Origin of the sequence: Spirosoma profusum (assembly GCF_014699005.1) — a bacterium.
Taxonomy (GTDB): domain Bacteria; phylum Bacteroidota; class Bacteroidia; order Cytophagales; family Spirosomataceae; genus Spirosoma; species Spirosoma profusum.
Window position 1 is genome coordinate 113061 of record NZ_JACWZY010000025.1, and the last position, 24231, is coordinate 137291.

Genomic DNA, 24231 nt, shown 5'->3' on the forward strand with positions numbered 1-24231 from the left:
GCGCTTTTTTATCATCCTGAGGTACGAAGGATCTTAAAGCTTGTGTACTCCCAAGTAAGGATGCTTTAAGATCCTTCGTACCTCAGGATGATAAAAATACCTTACTCAAACCTACTGGATAGGATTGATAAAATCATACAAACCGCCGAAAAAATCATACACAGAACTACAGCGAAAAACGCCATTCTTTGTAGTGGCTAAACCTACGTATCGGTACCCAGGAAGATAGCCTGTCGGATGACCCCAAAAATGGGACCGATTTAGTTTAGTCAGTCAGAGAAAATGAAGATTTATCCCCGTGCTTTAGTAACGATCAATACGTTATCAACGATTAGATTGGCCTGCTGGATTCTGATTGTCCTGTGCCTTAGTTCCTGTTCGAAGGACGTATTCATGTTTACCTCTTTTCATGAACCCGCCAACGAAGGATTGCGATTTCTGTACAGTTCCGACGGCTACAAATGGACAGACCTGAACCGTACCTTTCTGAAGCCCGAAATTGGTAATCAGAAAGTTATGCGCGATCCGTCCATAGCCCAGGGCGAAGATGGTACGTTCCATCTGGTATGGACGAGTAGCTGGAAAGACGACAAAGGGTTTGGTTACGCCAGTTCAAAAAACCTGATTCACTGGTCGGAAGAACGATTTATTCCGGTGATGGAACACGAATCCACAACGGTGAATGTGTGGGCTCCCGAACTGTTTTACGACGACGAAGCTCATCAGTTTGTCATCATCTGGGCGTCCACAATTCCGGACCGATTCGAGCGGGGCGTAGAAGAGGAAAAGAATAATCACCGAATGTACTATACTACCACAAAAGACTTCAAAACATTCACTCCTACAAAGCTCTTCCTCGACCCAAAATTCAGTGTCATCGACGCCGTAATTGTGAAGCGGAAGTCGGCTGATTACGTATTGGTACTAAAGGACAATACCCGCCCCGAACGTAACATCAAAGTAGCGTTTGGCACAAATCCCACAGGGCCTTACACCAACGTATCGGCACCGTTTACGAAGAAATTTACCGAAGGTCCATCCGTAGCCAAAGTCGGCGCCGACTGGCTAATTTATTTCGATTCGTATCAGGATAAATCCTATGACGCCGTTCGAACACGCGATTTCAAAACATTCACTGATATAAAATCAGAAATCTCGATTCCCGAAGGCCACAAGCATGGTACGATTTTCAAAATGAAGAAGCGGATTCTAAAGGGATTGCTGAAAAAGTAAGAGTGCGGCCCGGTCAGCATGACAAAAATGCGGTTAAAGTGTACCACAAAATGAAATATAGTCTTTTAACCCTTTTCCTGCTTTCTCTCTGCCATCTCGCAACAGCGCAGCAGACCGAAAAACACTACCTGTCGGGAACGGGTAATGATAATACCGTAAACTGGCAATTCTACTGCACCGCTGGCCAAAATTCAGGCAAATGGACAACCATCCCGGTACCGTCGAACTGGGAGTTGCAGGGCTTTGGTAAATACAACTACGGGTTCGCAAAAGACAGCGCGAAGGGTAAAGAACAAGGTTTGTATAAGTACAAATTTCAGGTTCCGGCTTCGTGGAAAGGTAAACACATAAACCTTGTTTTTGAGGGTGTTATGACCGATGCTGATGTGAAAGTCAATGGTAAATCAGCAGGACCAACACATCGGGGCTCGTACTACGCTTTCAAATACGACGTAACGAATTTACTCAACTACGGTACCAGCAATTTGCTCGAAGCGAACGTATCGAAACACTCGGCGAACGTATCGGTCAACGAGGCTGAACGTAAAGGGGATTTCTGGATTTTCGGTGGTATTTTCCGACCTGTTTACCTGGAAATTCTACCAGTTGAACACGTAGCAAACGTAGCGATTGACGCCAAAGCGAACGGTACGTTCACCGCGCAACTTCAACTGGTCACCAATGGCAAAGCGACCGACGTATCAGCGCAGATTTTCACTACGTCCGGCCAGAAAGTGGGCACGCCATTCTCTTCCAAAATCAGTTCAGGAGGCCGTGTTACGTTGACTAAAACGATTCTCAATCCGTTGCTGTGGACATCCGAAACACCGAATCGTTACAAAGTCGAATTCCAGTTACGTCAGTCGGGGAAATTGGTGCATAACGTAACGAAATACGTTGGTTTTCGAACTGTTGAGATAAAGCAACGCGATGGCATTTACGTTAACGGAACGAAAATCAAACTCAAAGGCGTGAACCGCCATTCGTTCTGGCCAACATCAGGCCGGACGCTGAGCAAAAAGATTAGCGTTCTGGATGTCAATCTGATGAAAGACATGAATATGAACGCCGTTCGGATGTCGCATTACCCACCCGACGACCATTTTCTGGACGTTTGTGATTCGCTCGGATTATTCGTTTTTGATGAACTGGCAGGCTGGCATGGGCATTACGATACGCCAACGGGTACCAAACTCCTGCACGAACTCATCACGCACGACGTCAATCATCCGTCGGTCATTATGTGGATCAACGGCAACGAAGGCGGCCATAATCGTGAGCTGGACGCACTTTTTGCCAGAGAAGATATTCAGAAACGGCACGTACTGCATGCCTGGGAAGATTTTAACGGATTCGATACGCAGCATTACCGCGAATACAACTACGGTATCAGTAATTATAACCTCGGCCATTCCATTACGTTGCCAACGGAGTTTCTACATGGTGTGTACGATGGTGGCCACGGAGCCGGGCTGGACGATTACTGGGAAGCTATGTGGCACGAACCCCTCGCGGCTGGCGGTTTCCTGTGGGATTTTGCCGATCAGGGCGTAGTACGTACCGACCGAAACGGAGCTAAAGACCCACTCGATACCGACGGCAATCGTGGAGCGGATGGCATTGTGGGGCCGTATCGCGAAAAGGAGGGAAGCTTTTTTACGGTTAAAGAAGTCTGGTCGCCGATCAAGCTGGAACGCCGGGAAATTACACCCACCTTCGACGGTACGTTCCCGATTGAAAACCGCTACCATTTCACCAATACAGCGCAGTGCTCGTTTACCGGAAAATTAGTGAAAGTGGCTAGTCCTTATGACGTAGTGAAACCCATTGAGAAATCATTTTCCGTTACGTCGCCCAATGTAAAACCGCTGGAGAAAGGCGCCCTGAAAGCGGCCCTTCCCGCCGACTGGAAAAACTACAATTTCCTGTACATCACAGCGACTGACCCATTCAAACGCGAGTTATTTACGTGGAGTTTCGCGATTTCACTGCCAAACAACGTAGCGTCATCGCTGGTCAAAACTGAAGGCGCTGGTAACGTAGCACTTACGGAAACCGATTCACTCTACAACGTAACGATCAACGGTATTCAACTGTCGATCAGTAAACGTAATGGTACGCTACGTCAGGTCGCGAACAGCAAAGGAAAAGTACAATTGACTAACGGGCCGATTTTGCAGGAAGCGGCCAACAACTTCCAAAACTTTACGCAGCGTACCGACGGCAAAAACCTAATCATCGAATCGAACTTCGACCGAAAGAGCAGCTACAATACGTTGCAGTGGACAGTTTTTCCATCCGGTTGGGTGAAGATGAAGGTTCGCTATTTTCCGAGTGGCTATTTTACGTTCATGAACGGAGTGAATTTTTCGTTTCCGGAAGCTGAAATGAAAGCCGTTACGTGGCTGGGTAAAGGGCCGTATCGTGTCTGGAAAAACCGGCTGAAAGGCGGGGCGCTGGGTGTCTGGCACAAAGAATATAATAACACCGAAACCGGCGAACAACCACTGACTTATCCCGAATTTAAAGGCTATCACGCCAATATGTATTGGTGTAAATTCGATGCGGCTGGTAATCCGTTTACCGTGGCGACAGAAAACGAAGACGTATTTTTTCGGCTCTTCACGCCCGCCTGGAAAACCGATCAGTGGCACAACTACGAACCCATTTTCCCATCGGGCGATATTTCATTTATGCAGGGAATTAGCAGTATCGGCACAAAAACCCAACGTAACGAAACCACCGGTCCAATGGGTCAGAAATACGCGTTTTACGATTATGAAAAAGAACCCGCCCGCGCTATCGAAATGACCTTGTACTTTGACTTTTCGGGGAAATAAAAACGCACGTGTGGCCCTGACAGATTTTAAGAACCTTATGAAAGGGATTTTCACCATACTGTATCTTCTCCCTTCGCTTCTTCTGGCGCAGCAGGCTGAAATCTGGATTTCGCCAGATGGATCAGATGCAAACGCGGGAACGAAAGAGAAGCCGTTTGCGAGCCTTCAACTGGCACTACGTAAAGTTCGTGAACTACGTCGGCTGAACGATCCGAACGTAACGCAAGGGGCACACATCTACCTACGTAACGGCTTGTATGCGCTAAGCGAATCTGTGTTCATTCGCCCGGAAGATTCCGGTACGTCTATCAGCCCAACTAGTATTGAAGCAGCTCCCAGCGAGAAACCGATTTTGAGCGGTGGAATTGCCATCAAAAACTGGCAAAAATTGAAAGGAAACGTAGCAGGTTTGCCCAAAGAAGCCGTTGGAAAAGTCTGGGTGACTGATGCGCCAAAAGTAGGAGGGAAGCTGCTGGAGTTTCGTCAATTGTGGGTGAATGGCGAAAAAGCGATACGTGCCAAAGACACGCCTTACCCACTCATGAACCGGATTCTGTCGTGGAACAAGCAAGAACAAACCTGCTGGATTCCCGCTCCTAAATTCGGTGATTTATCAAAGGCAGAGGGATTGGAAATGCTCATTCATCAGTGGTGGGCCACTGCCAATCTACGTATCAAACAAATTGGCGTACAGGGCGATAGCGCTAAAATCTGGTTTCACCAACCCGAAAGTCGCATTCAGTCGGAACACCCCTGGCCCGCGCCCTGGCTTTCTAAAGAAACGGGAAATTCGGCCTTTTACCTGACCAATGCCATTCAATTCCTAAACCAACCCGGCGAGTGGTTTCTGGATACCAAAGCCGAAAAAATCTATTACATCCCACGTCCAAACGAAAACCTCATAACCGCGCAGGTTATCGTGCCTTCGCTCGAAACACTGGTACGTATCACCGGAACAATTGATCATCCCGTAACGAACGTAGCGTTTAAAGGAATTTCGTTTCAGCATACGGGCTGGCTACGTCCGTCGCAGCAGGGGCACGTACCGCATCAGGCGGGATTGTACATGCTCGATGCCTACAAACTCAAAATTCCCGGAACACCCGATAAAAAGTCACTGGAAAATCAGGCCTGGGTGGGTCGCCCGGCAGCGGCTGTGGACGTGAATTTTGCTAAACAGACGAGTTTTGAAAATTGCCGGTTCGAACATCTGGCTGCTACTGGTCTGGATTATCACAAAGGCGTTCAGGATAACCTGATTCGCGGAAATTTATTCAAAGACATTGGTGGTACAGGAATCCTTGCAGGCGTTTTCGCTGACGAAGCGACGGAAATTCACCTGCCCTACAACCCAACAGATGAACGGGAAGTATGCAGCAACCTGACTATCAGTAACAACCTGATTACCAACGTAACGAACGAAGATTGGGGATGTGTGGGTATTGGAGCTGGTTACGTCAGAAGTATCACCATCGAACACAACGACATTAGTGAAGTTGGCTACAGCGGCATCAGCATGGGCTGGGGCTGGACACGTACCATCAACGCCATGCGAAACAACCGGGTGGTGGCGAACAAAATCCATCGCTACGCCAAGCACATGTACGATGCGGCTGCCATTTATACGCTGTCGGCACAACCGGGTTCGACTATTGCCGAAAACTACATTGACAGTGTTTATAGAGCTCCATACGCACATCTTCCGGCGCACTGGTTTTACCTCTACACCGACGAAGGTTCATCCTATTTTACGATCAAAGATAACTGGACGCCTTCCGAAAAATACCTGCAAAACGCTAACGGGCCGAACAACGTCTGGGAACGTAACGGCCCGAACGTAGCAGATAGTCTCAAAACCAAAGCGGGACTGCAACCAACGTATCGACATTTGCTCCGGGAGAAGGTGTCCGCCGATCCGCAGTGGCGTATCAATAAGGAAAATCCAGTAATCGTCGAGTTGACGACCAGCGATAATCAACCGCTTGATAAGCAGAAACTAAATGCGGTTTTAGTCAAAAATAAGGTCAATTCAAACTCGCTCTATCAGTGGCAAAATCACTACGTCATTTTCGATAAAGTGCAGGATGTTTATGTGCTGAGCGAGCGATTGAAATCTGCGTTTCCAACTGCCAAAGTCAAAACCTATTACGACCTGTTTTATGAATTTAACCGGAGCCACTGCGAAACGGGCTCAGTTGCAGGCGAGTGGGAACATACCATTTTAACGGCTAATCTGGTCGCTGATACGTCGCTGCAAAACAAATATTTAACGTATCACGCTACACAGTTTGAGAAGTGGCCGGAGGTGTCGAAAGGTTTTTGCAACGCGCAATTTCAGCAACTACTTCTATACCGAAATGGTCGACAACTGATGCTGGTAATTAGTATTCCGAAAGGCGAAAGTTTAGGCAAACTCAACCCGAAAACCACCGAAAATAATCCGCGCGTTGACGAGTGGAATGCCCTTATGAAGAAGTATCAGGAAGGGATTCCGGGTACAAAGTCGGATGAGGTTTGGGTGGAGTTGAAAACGATCAAATAATCAAATTTTTGTCATGCTGACGAAGGAAGCATCTTAAGGCATCCTAACGTATTAGTAAGGAAAGTTTAAGATGCTTCCTTCGTCAGCATGACAAAATCAGGCATAGACAAAAACATGTTACGATTAGGCATTCTAGGATTAGGCGAAGGACGTAGTACAATGTCAGCGGCATTGTCGAGCCCGAATTATGAATTGGTCAGCGTTTGCGATCAAAAACTGGAACTGTGTCAGCAACGGGAAAAAGAGTTTGATTTTCACAGCTATACCACAAACTACAAAGACCTGCTCGATGATCCAACGATTGACGTCATAGCGATCTACACCCCCGATCACCTCCACGCTGAGCACACTAAACAGGCCATGCTTCATGGCAAGCACGTTGTCTGTACCAAACCATTTATCGATGATTTGTCGAAAGCAAAGGAATTGATTGAGGTCAGCGAGAAAACGGGCAGAAAGGTATTCGTCGGGCAAAGCTCTCGCTTCTTCGAGCCGATGAAAAAGCAACGTAGTGATTTTGAAGCGGGCTTAATCGGTGAACTGATCACCATCGAAGGCTACTACCACGCCGATCATCGCTGGTTTCTGGCCAAAGGCTGGTCACTGGAAAACGCCTTTAAATGGTTATATGGCGGACTCAGTCATCCGGTCGATTTTATCCGATGGTATTTGCCAAATATCGAGGAAGTGATGGGCTACGGCATGCTTAGCTCCAATGGACGAAAAGGTGGCCTGAAAAATGCCGATACCATGCATTTCATTTTCAAAGCTGCCGACGGACGTATCGCTCGCGTAAGTGGTGCGTACACCGGTCCCGTACAACCGGTTGTGCGCGACTCTGAAATGAGCTGCATACTACGTGGTACGGAAGGCTGTAGCCAGGCCGATTACATGGATTTGCGCTACGTTATCACGACCAATACGGGCGAAGAAATCGTGCAGACCTGGGAGCACAAACTCAAACACTATTTCCGGTTTGAAGGCAAAAGCCATCATGCCGGCGAATACCAGAACTACCTCGACTATTTCGCTACGTGCCTCGAAACGGGGCAAACTGCTTACCCGGACATCCGAGAGGGTATTGGTACCGTAGCGCTACTTCAGGCGATGGATAAATCGCTGCAAACGGGTCAACCTGTGAAAGTGCAGGACGTATTGAGTGAGTATGGGCTGTAACAATGGAACGCGGATTTTTATGATTAGCACAGATCATAATGAATCATAACCATCATAAAAATCCTCCGGGGCCGCCCGTGCAGTTCTATATCTATTCCTAAACCATGAACAACATCACCGACCGCTTAACCGCTTTAGATTATGGCATTGTGCTGGCCTATCTGGTTATTCTGGCTGTCATCGGGTACCGGGCCAGCCGACCGAAAAAAGGGCAGACCGATGATACGTTGTTTCTGGCGAATAAATCGCTGGGGTGGGCGAGCATTGGGTTCAACATGTGGGGAACCAACGTTGGGCCGTCGATGCTGCTGGCGTTTGCCAGTATTGGGTATAGTACGGGGATTGTTGCCATCAATTTCGACTGGTACGCATTTGTGTTTCTGTTTTTGCTGGCCATCGTATTTGCTCCCAAATACCTGGCAGCCAACGTAATGACCATGCCTGAGTTCATGGGAAAACGCTACGGTGAATCGACCCAGACGATTCTGGCGTGGTACGCTCTGATTAAAATCCTGATTTCGTGGCTGTCGCTGGGGTTGTTTGCGGGCGGGTTTCTGGTACGTCAGATTCTGGGCATTCCGATGTGGCAGTCGGTGATTGTGCTGGTGTTATTTGCCGGGCTGTTTGCGTATACGGGCGGCCTGAAAGCGATTGCCCGCGTCAATGTGTTTCAGATGCTTTTGCTCATTGGTGTATCGCTGACGCTGACTATCATCGGTATTAATAAAGTCGGCGGATTAGAAGCTGTTTTTCAGAAAGCACCGACTGATTACTGGAGTCTGATTCATCCCGTCAGCGACCCGAAATACCCCTGGCCTGCCATTTTGCTGGGCTATCCGGTAGCAGCTATTGCGTTTTTCTGTACCGATCAGGCGATGGTGCAATCGGTTTTGGGAGCCCGAAATTTAGAGCAAGGGCAATTGGGCGTCAATTTCATTGGCTGGCTTAAAATCTTGTCACTGCCGCTGTTCATTTTGCCGGGAATTCTGTGTTTTATTCTCTTCCCAAACCTCAAAAATCCCGACGAAGCGTACATGACGATGGTAACAAACCTGTTTCCGCCGGGCATGAATGGGCTGGTTATTGTCGTGCTCATTGCAGTGCTGGTTGGTACGATTGGCTCATCGTTGAACTCACTCAGTACGGTGTTTACGATGGATGTGTATGCGCAAAAAATCAATCCAAAAGCCAGTAATCAGGACCTGATTCGTGTTGGGCGAATGACTGTTCTGGCAGGATGCGTGTTTGCCGTTGGTGTGGCGCTGGCAATTGATAGCATTAAGGGGTTGAATCTATTCGATGTATTTCAGTCAGTTTTGGGGTTTATTGCCCCGCCCTTATCCGTCGTTTTTCTCCTGACTGTATTCTGGAAGCGAACGACACGTAGCGCCGTCAACACCGTTCTGTCTGTTGGTTCCGCGTTTAGTCTTGGCGTTGGCATTCTATATTTATGGGTCTTTCCCGCCGATCAATACAGCTTCTGGCCGCACTACTTACTCCTGTCATTTTCTATTTTTGCTACGTTATTTCTGAGCGCCATCCTAATCTCGCTGCTCGACAGAAATCCATCTGTTTACGTACCCGATCAAACGGAACGTAACACGATTGCCAATCCCACACAAACCGTCTGGATTGCGTGGGTTTCACTGGCGATTGTGATGGTAACTTTATACGTAGTGTTTTACTAACCCTTTGTTTCGAAAGGTTATATGACTCACCATGCTTTGCTTCTGCTGACTTTTCTTTCCTGCCTGATACGTAGCGTGCAGGGGCAATCTCCCGCCAAACAATCCCTTTTACTCTGGTACAAACAGCCAGCCAATCAGTGGGTTGAAGCTTTGCCAATTGGCAACGGTCGATTAGGGGGAATGGTGTTTGGCGGTGTAGAAACCGACCATATCCAGTTCAACGAAGAAACGTTGTGGACAGGCGGGCCACGTGACTATCAGCGTGAAGGAGCTGCTCAGTATCTACCCCAGATCCGCCAGTTATTGACTGATGGGAAACAGGCTGAAGCCGAAAAACTGGCGCAGGAAAAATTCATGGGGCGTCAAAGTAACGAAGATGATTACGTCCAGAAAAAAACGGCATGGTTTGAGCGAGTTCGGAATGTAATCAACACGCAACAGAATCCGGCGTCTGCTACGTTCGATGACCATTCCTGGAAAACCATGACAGTGCCGACTGTGGATGGTTGGGAGAAAGCCGGACTGGAAGGGCTGGACGGTGTCATTTGGTTTCGTACTACGTTCGATTTGCCCGCTTCCTGGGCAGGAAAGGACGTAGTACTCGATATGGGACGAATTCGTGATCAGGATTTTACGTACCTGAACGGTGAACTGGTTGGTTCCGACGAAGGAATTACCAAAAACCGACGTTACAAGATTCCGGCAGCCAAATTGCACGTTGGCAAAAATCAATTGGCGATTCAGGTGATTAACCTGTTCGACAAGGGCGGGTTTATTGGCGTTAAAACTAATCAGCCGACGTTTGTGGTGTATCCAGAAGGTGGTAAACCAACCGATGGCGTACCGCTGATTCAGCCGTTCAAGTACTGGATTCAGGATAACAGCCCGCCCGCATCGCCCCGTTATCAAGCCGATTATCAACCTTTTGGTGACCTCTGGCTAAATTTCAAAGGACAAAGCAACGTGGCAAATTATCGTCGCGAACTAGATCTGACAACAGCGATCTCCCGCGTCACGTATTCGGCCAATGGCGTGAACTTCACGCGCGAATATCTGGTGAGTGCGCCCGATCAGGTAATGGCTATCCATCTGACCGCAAGCCAATCGGGGAAAATCAGTTTCGAGGCATTGCTGGATAGTCCACATCGGAATTTTTCGGTTCGGAACGTTGATGATCAGACGATTGCGCTGGCTGTTCAGGTACGTAACGGGGCGTTGCGGGGAGAGAGTGTACTACGTATCCAAACCCAAAAAGGCCAGGTTAGCGTTTCGGGGAATAAGCTCATCGTTTCGGGAGCCGACGTAGCGACGTTGTACGTAACGGCAGGAACCAATTTCAAAAATTACAAGGACGTATCGGGCGACCCAGCCGTAATGAGCCAGCAACCACTTCAGACGCTACGTTCCAAAACGTTCGAAGCTGTCAAAGGGGCTCATGTGCGGGACTACCAATCGTATTTTAATACGTTGTCACTGGATTTAGGCCGCTCGCCAAATGAGCAACTTCCGACCGATGAGCGGCTAAAGCGTTTTGAACAAACATCAGACCCGGCACTGGCGGCTCTTTACCTGCAATACGGTCGTTATTTATTGATTTCGAGTTCGAGACCAGGGAATCAACCCGCCAATTTGCAGGGCATCTGGAACGATTTGCTCACACCACCCTGGGGTAGTAAGTACACTACGAATATCAATCTGGAAATGAACTACTGGCCTGCCGAAATGCTCAATCTGTCGGCCTGCCACGAGCCCATGTTTACCGCTATCGAGGAAATGGTCGAAACTGGGCGCAAAACGGCGAAAGCACATTACAACGCTCGCGGCTGGGTGCTCCATCACAACACCGATCTCTGGCGTGGGACCGCCCCGATCAATGCGTCGAATCATGGTATTTGGGTGACGGGCGGAGCCTGGGTTTCGCGGCATTTGTGGGAGCATTATCGCTACACCCAGGACCGGGATTTTTTGCAGAAGCGAGCCTATCCGATTATGAAAGAAGCGGCTCAGTTTTTTGTGGATTTTCTGGTTAAAGATCCGGAAACGGGCTGGCTCATCAGCACGCCATCCAACTCGCCTGAACACGGAGGTCTGGTGGCAGGGCCAACGATGGACCACCAGATTATCCGTGACTTGTTCAAGAATTGCATGGGTGCCAGCGAAGCCCTGAACACCGATGCTACGTTCCGCGATACGTTAAAAACAATGTATGGCCAGATTGCGCCAAACCAGATTGGGAAACACGGTCAGTTGCAGGAGTGGATTCAGGATGTCGACGATCCCAATGACCATCACCGGCACGTATCACACCTCTGGGGAATTCACCCCGGCACCGACATTACGTGGGACGAAACGCCCGACCTGATGAAAGCTGCCCGGCAATCGCTGCTGGAGCGGGGTGATGAAGGAACAGGCTGGAGTCTGGCCTGGAAAATTAATTTCTGGGCACGTTTTCGGGATGGAAATCATGCTTTCAACATGCTCAAGCTATTGTTCCGGCCAGCTATCTCACCGGAGGGCGTAACGGGTGGAGGCTCTTACCCAAACCTGTTCGACGCGCACCCGCCTTTTCAGATCGACGGCAACTTTGGCGGGTCCAGCGGTATTGCCGAAATGATTGTGCAGAGTCAGGGTAAAACAATTGATTTGCTGCCTGCCCTACCGTCTGAATTGCCAACAGGTCATATCAACGGCATTTGCGCACAAGGTGGTTTTGTCCTCAATATCCGCTGGCAAAACGGACGTCTAAACGGTGTTGACGTTACGTCGAAAGCAGGTCAACCCTGCGTGCTACGTTACGGGGACAAGCAGGTGAGTTTGAGCACTGAGAAAGGCAAAACGTATCGGTTAGATGGGGAGTTGAAGGTGCTATAGTAGGTAGCTTTTGCACAGAACGCTTAAGCTTATACGTTACGTGAATAATGGGTAGTTAATTTTTGTCATCCTTCCTTCGTCAGGATGACAAAAAACACTGTTAACCAAGTATTTATTCTTTAAAGGCCCATTACATTATTCAATAAAAATCAACCCTGCCTCCGTTGGTAGAAACTACACAAGGTAAGCAGGGTGAAAGCAATCTATTTACTCTTACTCTGTTCTATTTCAATGGGTCAAACGCGCCACCCCAGGTGTTATTCTGAATCAGTTTGGGGTTATTATCGATAGCGCTCTGCGGAATCGGGAAATAATAATATTCGGGCTTCCAGGTGATCGCATACTTGGTATCCAGTTGTTTGAATACCAGCGTGAAATAATCGGTATAGGCCAGATCCAGATTCACATTGTCCCGGTTCGTAGCGAAATCAGCGGGGACGCCCGTCGTTTTCAGATTGATCGTTACGCCCGTCCGACGGGTGCCGTTCAGCGTTTTTTCGATCAGTTTCCAGCGACGCAAATCCCAGAACCGCTTGCCTTCGAAGGCAAATTCAATCTGCCGTTCATACAGAATCGCATCGAATAGTTCGGCACGGGTCATGTTGGCTTTCAACCCATACAGACCATCGGTTCCGGCCTCAATTCCCGCCCGTTTGCGTATGGCTTTCAGTTGCGTATAAGCATCGTCCAGTTTGTTGATTCCCGCAGCACTTTCGGCCAGATTCAGCAAGACTTCCGCAAACCGGATTTCGATCCAGTCGGTACCCGAATATTGCGCATCACCAATGGAGACGGTTGGGTTGATGGCTTTACGTGTATAAAATCCGGTGTTCGAGGCTTTGGCTTCCACGGTTTTGCCACCTACGTAGTACGTCCATACTTTATTTGCCGTGTTGCCATTCAGCGGCCAGTTTACACCATTGTATGCAATCGTTTTGTCGAACCGGGGGTCACGATTTTTATAAAACAACTGTTCTTTGTAGGTGTATTTGGTCGATTCGCCGGGTTTTTTACCATCCAGCATTGGGAAGGCTTTCACCATCTCCCAGGAAGGTTGGTTAGAACCGCCAGCGGTACCCGCATACGAAGGCCGCGTTGCGTTATCGTAGCCGTTGTTTTTGCGAGTCTGATCGCCCGTGGCGGTGTTATAACCCGTAAGCAACACTGCTTCGGGATTATTAACTTCCTGGAACCAGAGTTGATCGAACGACGCGTGCAGTCCATAGCCGTTGGTCGTCAGCAAATCATACGCCTGTTTGTTGGCGTCATACGAAGCCTGCCATTTTGCTACGTCGTCGGTTGGGTTAAACTGCGGACTGGCAGCCGTCAGCAAAACACGCCCTTTAAAGGCTGCGGCTGATCCTTTCGTGATACGTCCCCAATCGTTCGCCGAAGTCCAGCGGCCCGGTACCGAGGCAATAGTCGAATCCAAATCTTTCACGATCTGGGTAAACGTTTCGGCAGTTGTATTTCTGGGCAAAAACGCGAGTTCACGCGCTTCAACACCTACAGCCGCCAGGGGCGTCAGTACGAGGGGCACACCACCATAGAGACGTACCAGATCGAAATAACGCCATGCCCGGAAAAACTGCGCCTGGGATCGGAGTTTATTCTTCGTGAACTGCGGCAACGTACCATTCTTTACGTCGCTCAGGAACATGTTGATTACCCGAATCTTACCGTAATTATTGGTTGGATCGAGCTTCGTACCAAAATCACCGACTTCATTCACCAGCAAGGAGCCTTCCAGCAGTTTGCTCTCGCCATACGACTCATCTGTCAGGGTGGTTATGCTTGGCGCGGTACCCGGTCCCAGAGTTGGTATGCCGGCTGGCAAATTCTGGTCGTAGATGTAGTCCAGATTCATCTGCGTGAGTACCGAATCCTTAAAGATCAGGTCGCCACTCGTTGAATTCAAATCGGTTTTGTCGAGCACTTTCATGCAGCCGGTCAGGGCAAGCGGTGCGCAAAAGGCGAGCAGGAATTTATGAGATAATTTCATGAGTATCAGTCGGATTTTACAGGCCAAGATTTAAACCGAGCGAGAAGGAACGTAGCACCGGATACGCATCGTAACTACCCGAATACGTTTTGTAATCATACGGATTGTACAAATTGAGCGGGTTAGTCGCCACCAGATACACCCGAACATTACTCAGTCTCAGCTTACTGGCGATCTGGGCGGGCAGGCCGTACGAAATGTTGACGTTACGTACCGCCACTTGTGTCGAGCTGCGGAACCAGAAATCTGACGTAGGCTGGTACGTATCTTTGTAATACGGGCTTGGGTACGTAGCGTTCGGATTCTCTGGTGTCCAGTGATCGGCCCAGAAAATAGGCCGGTTGGCAGTTAGCGTACCCTGATTACGGGCAGCGGATTCTACTACGTCCTGTCCGCCAAACGAGCCACTAATTACAGCCGCGACCGACAGGTTTTTGTAGGACGTACTGAAATTGAAACCGAATCCGTAGTGATTGTTAGCTTTTTTAGTCAGGAACTGCATGTCGGCATCGGTGATTTTACCATCAGGTGCCGTGTATTGACCTGACGCATCTTTCGGCCCGCGAACATCTTCGTAGTAAAGCATACCGGGTTTGGGAGCCGCACCAAAAATCGTGTAGCCCGGATGCGTGGCCAGATACGCTTCTACGTCCTGCTGGGTGCGGAACATGCCAGCGTACTTATAGCCCTGCACGCCCATATCCGACGATTTCCCAATTGGGTCTTCGTAGGTACCGATTTTACCTTTATCGACGTCGATTTTGATTTGCTTGTTATCGCTCCAGCTCAGGAACGCGTTCACTTTGTACGACCAGTCGCTGTTAATTTTGTCGTTCCAGCCCAGCGAAATTTCCGTACCGAATCCATCGACTGTAGCGTAATTTTCGGAAGGCAAATTGGCGCCAACGATCAGCGGAACCGATGAGGTCAAGGCGGTGAGCATATTGTACCGATGGTCATAGTAACCATCGATAGTGAACGACAACCGATTTTTCAGGAATTGCGCATCTAAACCGATGTTATACTTGGTGTTGTCATCCCAGCGAGCCTGACGGTTCGCCATCGCATTGTTCGGTGACACAATCAGCGGGCGGTCAGCATTGCCGCCAAACACGGCTCCTTTACCGGTCTGAATGGAATAGCTCGTCAGCCAGTTATACGCCTTGGTCGCATCCCCACCCAAAAAACCCAGCGAACCACGCAGTTTCAGGAAGTCGATTCCACGGACATTATTACGGAAGAACGGTTCTTCGGAAATGACCCAACCCGCAGAGAATGAGGGAAAAAGCCCCCATCGATATTCAGGCGCAAACTTGGTAGAGGCATCGTAGCGAATGGCCGTTTCGAACAGGTACTTATTCGCATAACTATAATTGATACGTCCGGCATACGACAGGAAACCTACTTCCGATTCTGTTTCTGAGGTAGTTTGCGTACCAATAGCGTAGCGCATGTTATCCAGCCCGCCAATGATAACCCCCTCAGCCATAGATGCTACGTTATCGGCGTGTGTTTCCGATTGCTCGAAGAAAGCGATGGCCGACAGTTGGTGTTTGCCAAACTGGCGGTCGTAGTTCAGATAGCCGTTCAACTGATACGTATCGACATACCCAGGGTTGACCCGCACCCGATCACCGTTATTCAGCGTAACCAGTTTTAGTACGTCTCCGCCGTAGATGTGCTTGTGATCGCCCAGCATCGAGAAACTGTACACATTGTATTTAGTACCGTATTGTTTGCCGAAGCTGTTATCGAATGTACGACTGTATAATACTCTCGCTTTCAGTCCTTTTACACCAGGAATCTCGTAGTCCAGATTGGCCGTAACGTTCAGGCCGGTGTTACGTGTCTGCGTGTAATTGTCCGATTTCTGCACTTCAAAAAAGTGGAACGCATCCACGGTGTTCGTGTTGCTATTATTCGACAACAGAACCGGTAATCCATTGACGTAAGGCGGGTTAAACTGGGGTGTAAACAGCAGACTTTTCATGTCGTTGTCTGCGTTTTCTCCGCCCTGTTTCAGGTAATACATGCGTTTGTTGCCGATGTCACTGCTCAGAGAGATAGCTGCTTTCAACCCTCGGGTAACCTGCATATCGGCGCTGGCCCGGAATGTCCATTTATCGAAATTGATGTTGTCGAAGTTAGCATTCTGCCCATTATAGGAAACACCAGCGAAATACGTAGCTTTTTCATTTCCACCACTCACGTTCAGCGCATGGCGTTGCACCGTCGAGGGTTTCCAGGCCGTCCGCAGCCAGTCGGTGTTGTTATTCGCAAAATAGGCCAGTTCGTCGGGAGTATAAATAAGTGGATCGGCGGCCGTTTTGCCTGATGCGTAGTTCAGACTGTTCAGGTAGGTCGCGTGCTGAAGCCCATTCATCATTTTGGGTAACTGTGCGTCGGAGATACCCGTTGAGCCGCTATAACTGAACCTGGGCGCCCCAACTTTACCGCGCTTGGTTGAAACCACTACCACGCCCTGATTGGAACGAGCTCCGTAAATAGCCGCTGCGGCATCTTTCAGTACGGAGATTGCTTCGACTTCCGATACGTCGAGCGCGTTGAAATCGTCCTCCGAACGTATCACATTATCAATGACATACAACGGACGTAACGTGCCGCCATCTTTCGATAAAATAAGTGGATTACGTACCGTGATCTGCGCATTTTCGCCCGGACGACTGGTACCTCCCGACACGCCAACACCTGGCAATTGACCAGTTAGTACCGCCGATAAATTGTTGACAGGCAAATCCTGAATAGCTTTCATATCGACAGTCGCAACGGCCCCGGTCAGACTTACTTTTTTCTGAGTACCGTAGCCCACTACGACGACTTCGCCCAGGGCGGCTGCGTCTTCTTCTAATTGAACCGTCAGCGTCGCCTTGCCGCTTACCGGAACTTCCTGCGTTTTAAATCCGATGTAGCTGAAAATCAGGGTTTCATTTCCGGTTGGAAGATTCAGTCGGAACGTACCTTTTATGTCCGAAACCGTTCCGGTTTTGGTGCCTTTGATCAGGACGTTCACCCCCGGCAACGGTTCGCCTTTGGCATCTTTAACCGTTCCGGTAATATTTTCCAGCGGTGCCCCTTTCGACGACAACGTAACGGTGGGTATACTCGTTACTTCTGCGAAACACACTTCGTCCGTGAGTCCGCCCAGAATCAGCGCGAAAACCACTTTTAGCGTAGCCGCTACGTGTTTTTGTTTTTGAGTGTGTAAACCCAATGTCATGGTATGTTCAGTTAAAAGTTAAGGCAGAAAGGTCTATGGTTCAGGATTAGTCAGGTGAATGCTACGTTATTTCGATTTTTCGCGGGCGATACGTTCTTCCCATTCTTTGCTGGCCTTTTTCATATCGATGCCAGCCGCCGACAGGTAGTTATTGATACGTCCTTTGTATTTGCCAAACATGGCGTGTTTTTCTTTCGATGTGCCTTCGTCCATGGCCCGTTCGCGGGCTTCAGTCAACCAGGCTAAAATCTGCGTTTTTTGCGCATCGGTCAGGTCGGGCAACATAGCCTGATAGCCTTTAAACGTGATGGGTACTACGCCATACGTCATTCCATCTTTTACCTGATCAATTTGCTGCGGATTTAGTGCCTGGCCCAGACTAGTCAGAAAATTGTTATGCAGGGCTGTTAGCTTCGTACTGGCTTCTTTTTCGACAGTCTCTTTTTCGGTTTTATCGGTCAGATTAGCCAGAGCCGATTTTCGATTTTCGTGAATGTCATTCAGGTTCCGGTATTGCTGCGCTATGAGTTGCTGAACCTTATCAGTCGTTGTGGCATCGGTAATTCCGAGCGTCGCTACAATCTTAGCCGCCCGTTCATTGACAACCCGTGTATAGGCTGCTTCTTTACCTTCATTGGACTGCTCCTGACCAAATGAAAGCCCTGTTCCAATGAGGAGTAGAAGGGGGCCAAGCAGGTAATTTTTCAGTGTACGATTCATCGATAATTCAGGGTTAAAGCCACTTTTATATCAAATACTAAACGGACTGTTCACTGAGGGCTGGTTTTGTCAAGAATCTTCAATGGGGGTGGGCTAAAAGCAGACAAAACCGGGATTAAACAAGACTATTCTATAACATCATACAAAAATATAGTACATTTTAGGGCAACAACTGCATTTTTTTGTCAATTTATTATAGGAAATTATCATCGCCGAAATAGGAATAATCAATGATATTTCGTTTAGATTTGTAGAGATAATATTGTTTCAGGTTCAAGGTTTCAAATTCAAGGTTAGCTGACGCGTCAACAGTTCATGCCTCAGCTAACCTTGAACTTGAAACCTGAAACTTGAAATTCGAATCCGAAGCCCGCTATGAAACCTTTATTCCGAAGAGTAACTGCCAATCTGGAGACCTCGTATACGGCACGGCATGACATTCTGCCGCATTTCAAGAACATCTGGCATTACCATCCTGAACTTGAGCTGCACTATATTATCAAAGGAGAAGGCGTTCGGTTTATTGGCGATAAGATCAGCAATTTCTCGCCCGGCGAAATCGTACTGGTCGGTGAGAATTTACCGCATACCTGGCGTAGTGCGGACGAGTATTTTAAGAACGAGCCTAATCTAAACATCGAAATCATTGTCATTCATTTTCTGCCGAACTGTTTAGGTGACCATTTGCTGAAGCTGCCCGAAGCGTACCTGTTACCAAGGCTTTTTGAACGGGCTAAAAGTGGGATGGTAATCAGCGGGAAGGCGAATGAAAAACTGGCCGAATTGATGCAGCGGGCCATCGAAGCAACTAATCTTGATAAAATTCTTATTCTGCTTTCCATCCTGAAAACGCTGGCCGAAACCGATGAATACGAACTCATTGTGAATGGACAGGCCGTTTTTTACCAGTCGAACGAATCGGATACGTTACGTTTAAATAAGGTCTGCAATTACACGCTGACGAATTATAAACAGGATATTACGCTGGAGGAGATTTCGGCCATCAGTAACCTGAGCGTTACGTCGTTTTGTCGCTATTTTAAACTAATGACCAATAAAACGTATTACGATTTTCTGATTGAGATACGTATTAGTCACGCTTGTCGGGCATTGATTGAAGATAAGATACCGACTGAAGTGATTTGTTTCGATTGTGGTTTTAATAACGTATCGAATTTCTACCGCCATTTTAAAAAAGTAACAGGCCTGACACCGTTGGAATACAAACGGCAATATTTGAAGAAAGGTCGGGTGCTGGCGTAATGGGTTTTACTATTGCAATTGCCAAGTTCTTAAAAGAGCTTAGCTGTTAACTGTGCAGAAGTCCAGCATATACTCAAAATGATTATTTCCTAAGATACTTGAGTAATGCAAAGATGCTCAGGACTCCAACGGTAAGGCCCACAAAGTAACTTAGTACCGAAAGCACTATCATAATTGGGGCTAAGTACTGGTCGATAAATAACATAGCTTTTCGTTTTAAGCTTAATCTATTAATGTCTGTACTCGCGTATTTTTACACATTAAATCGTAAATCAGTTACAATATAACCGGTCAGACTCTGAATTTGTTATTGTGTGATCTAATTAGACAAGATTTTTTAATAAAGTAACAACTTCTCGTAGCAGAGCGTAACATTTCATTACGTTAAAGTCCCGCCCTCACCGACTCCAGCTTGCTACGTTTAACGATCTGCTTTCCATCCGCGAGGACGATAAAGCCTTTTCCTTTGCCGTACTTTTTCCCGGTTTTGTCGTATAAAATGGTCAGGATTTTGCCATGATATAATACGTTGTCCAGGCAAAACCAATCCCATTGCTTGTCAGGAATCAGCGGATGAATTTCCAATACGTTGTCAGTACGGGGTTTTAGACCAATCAGGTCGTTGATAATTAAATCCGCGAAACCGGAATGGTTGTAAAATTTACTTCTTGGATTATCGCCTTTCAGCCATTCGCCCGTTTTTTCGTCCTGATACTCACCCAGATAAATCTTTCCGTTCATGGTGTGTGACCGGGCGTATTTCAGTAGTTCATAATAAAAAATCGACTTGTTCATACGACCCTGATTTTTGTAATCAGTCAGCAAATTGGACAGACCTTTCAGCGTTTGAGTGGTGGCAAAAGGCCAGACAGCGCCATCCCACTCGCAACCGTGCCCGGAACCGTGTGTGCGAAATTGCGGATGCCGACGTTCGGCGGTGGTAATGCCCCAGGGCGCGTTGAAACCAGTAGTATCGGTTAGCTGGTTCCATTGTTGGGCATATTCTGGCGTATCATCAGGCAGGTTGAAATACCAGGGAATAAATCCGATGGCTTCGCGAACGTTGGCGAAGGCACTGTTTGGGTGTTTGACTTCAAAAAACGAGTTGTCTTTGTTCCACAAACTGTCTATCGTCAGCTTTTTTAGTTCGGCTGCCTGTTGCTGATATCGGCGCTGGAGCGTATCGTTTCCGACCAAATCCGCCATTGTTGCCAACGCTTTGGCATTGCCGTACATGTAGCTGTTGATGGTAGGACGCCGGTTTTTCTCTTTCCGCGAACCACTGATCGACTCCTCCATCGCATCGCGCACGTCAAACTGCCAGAACAGACCCGAAGGTAACTGCTTCTCCTGCTGCCATTTGCGGTAATCCGCATCCAGAGCGGGCAGATTTTTCTGAATAAACGGCTTGTCGAGATTGACGAGGTATCGATTATACACCGCATCATCGACCCAACTGCTGAAACCGTGAAAACGCTGAGCCGTATGCTTCGGATCGACGTAGAGCCAGAACGAAATGTAATCGTTGATATACGTTTGATTGTGCAGCCACCGACCTTCGTAGATGTGATGCCCCAGGGCGCTGCTGACCGCGTTGTACTTGCCAGCATGATTCACGTTCGTGATGAATTCCGTGAAGATGAATCCCTCGGGCGTTTGTTTCAGGTGTTTTCGAAATGCCCACCAGCGATAGTAATAAACTTTGTTCAACAACGTATCGGGACAGTCGAAAAGTGGAATGTTTTTGGCAAGCCAGTCTGCTGATTGATCGTTTGGTACGTAGTTTTTGACCGCTTCTTCATCGATGGAGTTGAAGTAGCTTACGTAGTTTTTCAACTTATCGGTTGACAGGACTTTAGCAGTCTGAGCGGAGCAGACTGTTACGTGCAAAAGGCCGACGGTGAAGAAGAAAAGAAATCGGAAGTTCATTGATAATTGCTACGTTCTAAAGCGTCAGTACTTTCGAGAGCTTGTTTAACTTCTCCTGGGTAGCGTTTTTGTCATGCTTCGGCGGTCCGACTCAGCATGACAAAAGTTCGTTACCTCAAAAGGTTAAACAGCTCTAACGTTTACAAGCCCAGCTTCACAAATTTACTCTCTAAATTTGCTCATACGCTCTACTATTTTCTCTCTTAATTATACCATTTTAGCCTTGCTACGTTCCGTCTTATATCGTGTATCTGGTCGCTTCAGGATTTTTCTTTTGCTCACCAATCTTCTATTTATCAGTAGTATACGTAGTGGTTTTGCCCAGCCAGCCGCTATTGATCAATATAACGTAGTATGGACGAGTCAAAGCAAAAATTCATCAGAATCGATGCCCTGTGGCGGTGGAGATATTGGCCTGAACGTCTGGGTTGAGAAGGGCGCTTTGCTCATCTACGTATCACGTAGCGGTACGTTCGATCACAACAATACACTCCTGAAACTGGGGCGCATTCGGCTCAAACTGTCGCCCAATCCGTTCGATGAAGGTGCTACGTTCCGGCAGGAATTGATACTCAACAAAGGCCATATTACCATCAGCGGTTCCCGATCAGGAGCTTTAGCAGCGATTACGGTTTGGGTCGATGTGTTCAGGCCGGTTGTTCATGTTGACGTATCGAGTGATAAAGCGCTACGTGCCGAAGCCGCTTTTGAAAGCTGGCGCTACGTTGACCACGTAACAAACGGGAAAGAAAACAATGCGAATTCCTATAAGTGGGCCCGGCCTGGAGGGGCACCTCCTGATGAAGTCAAAACGCTGAAGGATGCGATTCAATTCAGTGGTGATGATGTGGTCTTTTATCATCGAAATGGGGCGGAACGTAGCGCTTTCGACGTAACGGTGCAGCAACAGGGATTGGATAGCGTCAAATCGCACCTCTTCAATCCGTTAACTGATCTGACGTTTGGGGGAAGTTTATCGGGTACAAACATGAAACCAGCTGGAACGTATCAAGGCCGGTATTTAGATACTAATTTTCAGGGTTGGAAATTGACCAGTACGAAAGCTGCCAGAGCACATTCGATTCTTATTCAGCTGCATACGGAAAAAGCCGCACAAATTGAAAATTGGCAACGGGGGCTGGAAAACGTAAAGAAAGAAGCAGCTGACGTAGCGAAAACGGCACAACAGAAAACGCAAAGCTGGTGGAATGACTTCTGGACGAAGAGTTTTATTTACGTAACGACTCCCCCAAATTCTCCAGAATGGCAAGTGGCTCGAAACTATCAGTTGTTTCGGTACATGCTGGGTTGCAACGCTTTCGGTAAATACCCGACTAAGTTTAATGGCGGCCTCTTTACGTATGATCCGTCGTTAACGGATTCGACAATGACCTACACGCCCGACTTCCGCAACTGGGGTGGGGGCATTCATACGGCGCAAAACCAGCGATTAGTATACTGGCCGATGCTGAAAAGTGGCGACTGGTCGCTGATGAAACCTCAGTTCGATTTTTACCTGAATATCCTCAAAAATGCAGAGCTACGAACGGCAGTTTACTGGCAGCATAAGGGAGCCAGTTTTACCGAACAGATCGAGAATTTTGGCCTGCCTAATTTCGCGGAATACGGCACCAAACGTCCGGTTGGCTATGATAAAGGCATGGAATACAACGCATGGCTGGAATATGAGTGGGATACGGTGCTGGAGTTTTGCCTGATGATGCTGGAAACGGAACGGTACGCGGGGCAGGATATCTCGCACTACGTTCCGTTCGTGGAAAGTTGTCTGACATTCTTCGATGAACACTACCAGTATCTGGCCAAAAAACGGGGTAGCAAAGCGCTGGACGGCGATAAAAAACTGATTTTGTATCCGGGCTCAGCCGCCGAAACCTACAAGATGGCTTATAACCCGTCTTCAACCATCTCGGCGCTACGTACCGTGCTGATACGTTTGTTAGAACTCCCCGATACGTATCTGACAACGCAAAAACGGGAAGCCTGGAAAGCCATGTTGAGTCGGATTCCGCCGATCAGTTTTCGGTCGTTTGATGGTCATCCGACTATTGCGCCGGCCAGGCTCTGGGAACGTATCAATAACGTAGAAACGCCCCAACTCTATCCGGTTTTTCCGTGGGGAATTTATGGACTCGGCAAAGCCGGATTAGATACGGCCATCAATACGTATCGCTATGATACCGATGCCTTAAAATTCCGTAGCCACGTAGGCTGGAAGCAGGACAATATTTTCGCAGCTCGGCTCGGCCTGACCGATGAAGCAGCCCGCCTGACGTTGCTGAAATTGGGAAATTCCGGTCGCCGGTTTCCGACTTTCTGGGGGCCGGGATACGACTGGACACCCGATCATAACTGGGGTGGATCAGGAATGATTGGTTTACAGGAAATGCTGCTGCAAGCTGATGGTCGGACGATTTACCTTTTTCCGGCCTGGCCCAAAAACTGGGACGTACACGTTAAGCTTCACGCGCCCTACAACACCACCATCGAGGCTGTACTGAAAAACGGCAAACTCGAATCGCTGCTGGTAACGCCCGAATCTAGGCGGAATGATATTGTGAATCTGTTGAAATAGCCTTTTAATACTCATTCACAGGTGGTTCACTGAAACAGATTAATTCACGCTTAATAAAGTTAGGACTTTCGCTTATGAATGAAATTTGAGAGTTTAGGCGTATGATTGCAAAACGTGAATACATTGAGTACCTGTT

Annotated in this window: 12 protein-coding genes; 8 read left to right on the forward strand and 4 right to left on the reverse strand. The window is 48.1% G+C overall.

The annotated features are described in order from the left end of the window. The first annotated feature begins 282 nt into the window (after positions 1 to 282). The 6 genes from IC229_RS24760 to IC229_RS24785 all read left to right on the forward strand — a co-directional run bounded on the left by IC229_RS24760 (position 283) and on the right by IC229_RS24785 (position 12350). On the forward strand, positions 283 to 1233 hold the full coding sequence (locus IC229_RS24760; protein ID WP_190889968.1) for a glycoside hydrolase family 43 protein: 951 nt from the start codon (positions 283 to 285) through the stop codon (positions 1231 to 1233). 50 nt (positions 1234 to 1283) lie between these two features. Next, a complete protein-coding gene (locus IC229_RS24765; protein WP_190889970.1) occupies positions 1284 to 4073 on the forward strand; it encodes a glycoside hydrolase family 2 TIM barrel-domain containing protein in 2790 nt (929 codons plus the stop codon). 37 nt (positions 4074 to 4110) lie between these two features. Continuing rightward, positions 4111 to 6615, forward strand: a complete 2505-nt coding sequence (locus IC229_RS24770; protein ID WP_190889971.1) for an L-rhamnose mutarotase — start codon at positions 4111 to 4113, stop codon at positions 6613 to 6615. 114 nt (positions 6616 to 6729) lie between these two features. Then, complete coding sequence (locus IC229_RS24775) at positions 6730 to 7791, forward strand: Gfo/Idh/MocA family protein (RefSeq protein WP_190889973.1); 1062 nt, start codon at positions 6730 to 6732, stop codon at positions 7789 to 7791. Between the two features lie 104 nt (positions 7792 to 7895). Further along, positions 7896 to 9479 carry a sodium:solute symporter family transporter gene (locus IC229_RS24780; RefSeq protein WP_190889974.1) on the forward strand — a complete coding sequence of 528 codons (1584 nt, stop codon included), beginning with the start codon at positions 7896 to 7898 and terminating at the stop codon, positions 9477 to 9479. 21 nt (positions 9480 to 9500) lie between these two features. Further along, positions 9501 to 12350: a glycoside hydrolase family 95 protein gene (locus tag IC229_RS24785; protein WP_190889975.1), complete on the forward strand. Its 2850-nt coding sequence runs from the start codon at positions 9501 to 9503 to the stop codon at positions 12348 to 12350. Between the two features lie 223 nt (positions 12351 to 12573). Here the strand turns inward: IC229_RS24785 and IC229_RS24790 are convergent, their stop codons facing one another. The 3 genes from IC229_RS24790 to IC229_RS24800 form a co-directional block, all read right to left on the reverse strand. Then, positions 12574 to 14352: a RagB/SusD family nutrient uptake outer membrane protein gene (locus IC229_RS24790; protein WP_190889977.1), complete on the reverse strand. Its 1779-nt coding sequence runs from the start codon at positions 14350 to 14352 to the stop codon at positions 12574 to 12576. A 16-nt stretch (positions 14353 to 14368) separates the two neighbouring features. After that, positions 14369 to 17590 (reverse strand): SusC/RagA family TonB-linked outer membrane protein, encoded by a 3222-nt coding sequence (locus IC229_RS24795; RefSeq protein ID WP_190889979.1) that lies wholly within the window; start codon positions 17588 to 17590, stop codon positions 14369 to 14371. A 66-nt stretch (positions 17591 to 17656) separates the two neighbouring features. After that, positions 17657 to 18310 carry a DUF3826 domain-containing protein gene (locus tag IC229_RS24800; RefSeq protein ID WP_190889981.1) on the reverse strand — a complete coding sequence of 218 codons (654 nt, stop codon included), beginning with the start codon at positions 18308 to 18310 and terminating at the stop codon, positions 17657 to 17659. 375 nt (positions 18311 to 18685) lie between these two features. On the opposite strand from IC229_RS24800, the gene IC229_RS24805 reads away from it, so the two are divergent. Continuing rightward, positions 18686 to 19573, forward strand: coding sequence for an AraC family transcriptional regulator (locus tag IC229_RS24805; protein WP_190889983.1), 888 nt, complete (start codon positions 18686 to 18688; stop codon positions 19571 to 19573). Positions 19574 to 19957: 384 nt separating this feature from the next. On the opposite strand, the gene IC229_RS24810 is transcribed toward IC229_RS24805, so the two are convergent. After that, complete coding sequence (locus IC229_RS24810) at positions 19958 to 21502, reverse strand: MGH1-like glycoside hydrolase domain-containing protein (protein ID WP_190889984.1); 1545 nt, start codon at positions 21500 to 21502, stop codon at positions 19958 to 19960. 274 nt (positions 21503 to 21776) lie between these two features. Between IC229_RS24810 and IC229_RS24815 the strand changes: the two genes are divergently transcribed. Continuing rightward, on the forward strand, positions 21777 to 24095 hold the full coding sequence (locus tag IC229_RS24815) for a DUF5703 domain-containing protein (RefSeq protein ID WP_223834177.1): 2319 nt from the start codon (positions 21777 to 21779) through the stop codon (positions 24093 to 24095). The last annotated feature ends 136 nt before the right edge of the window (positions 24096 to 24231 follow it).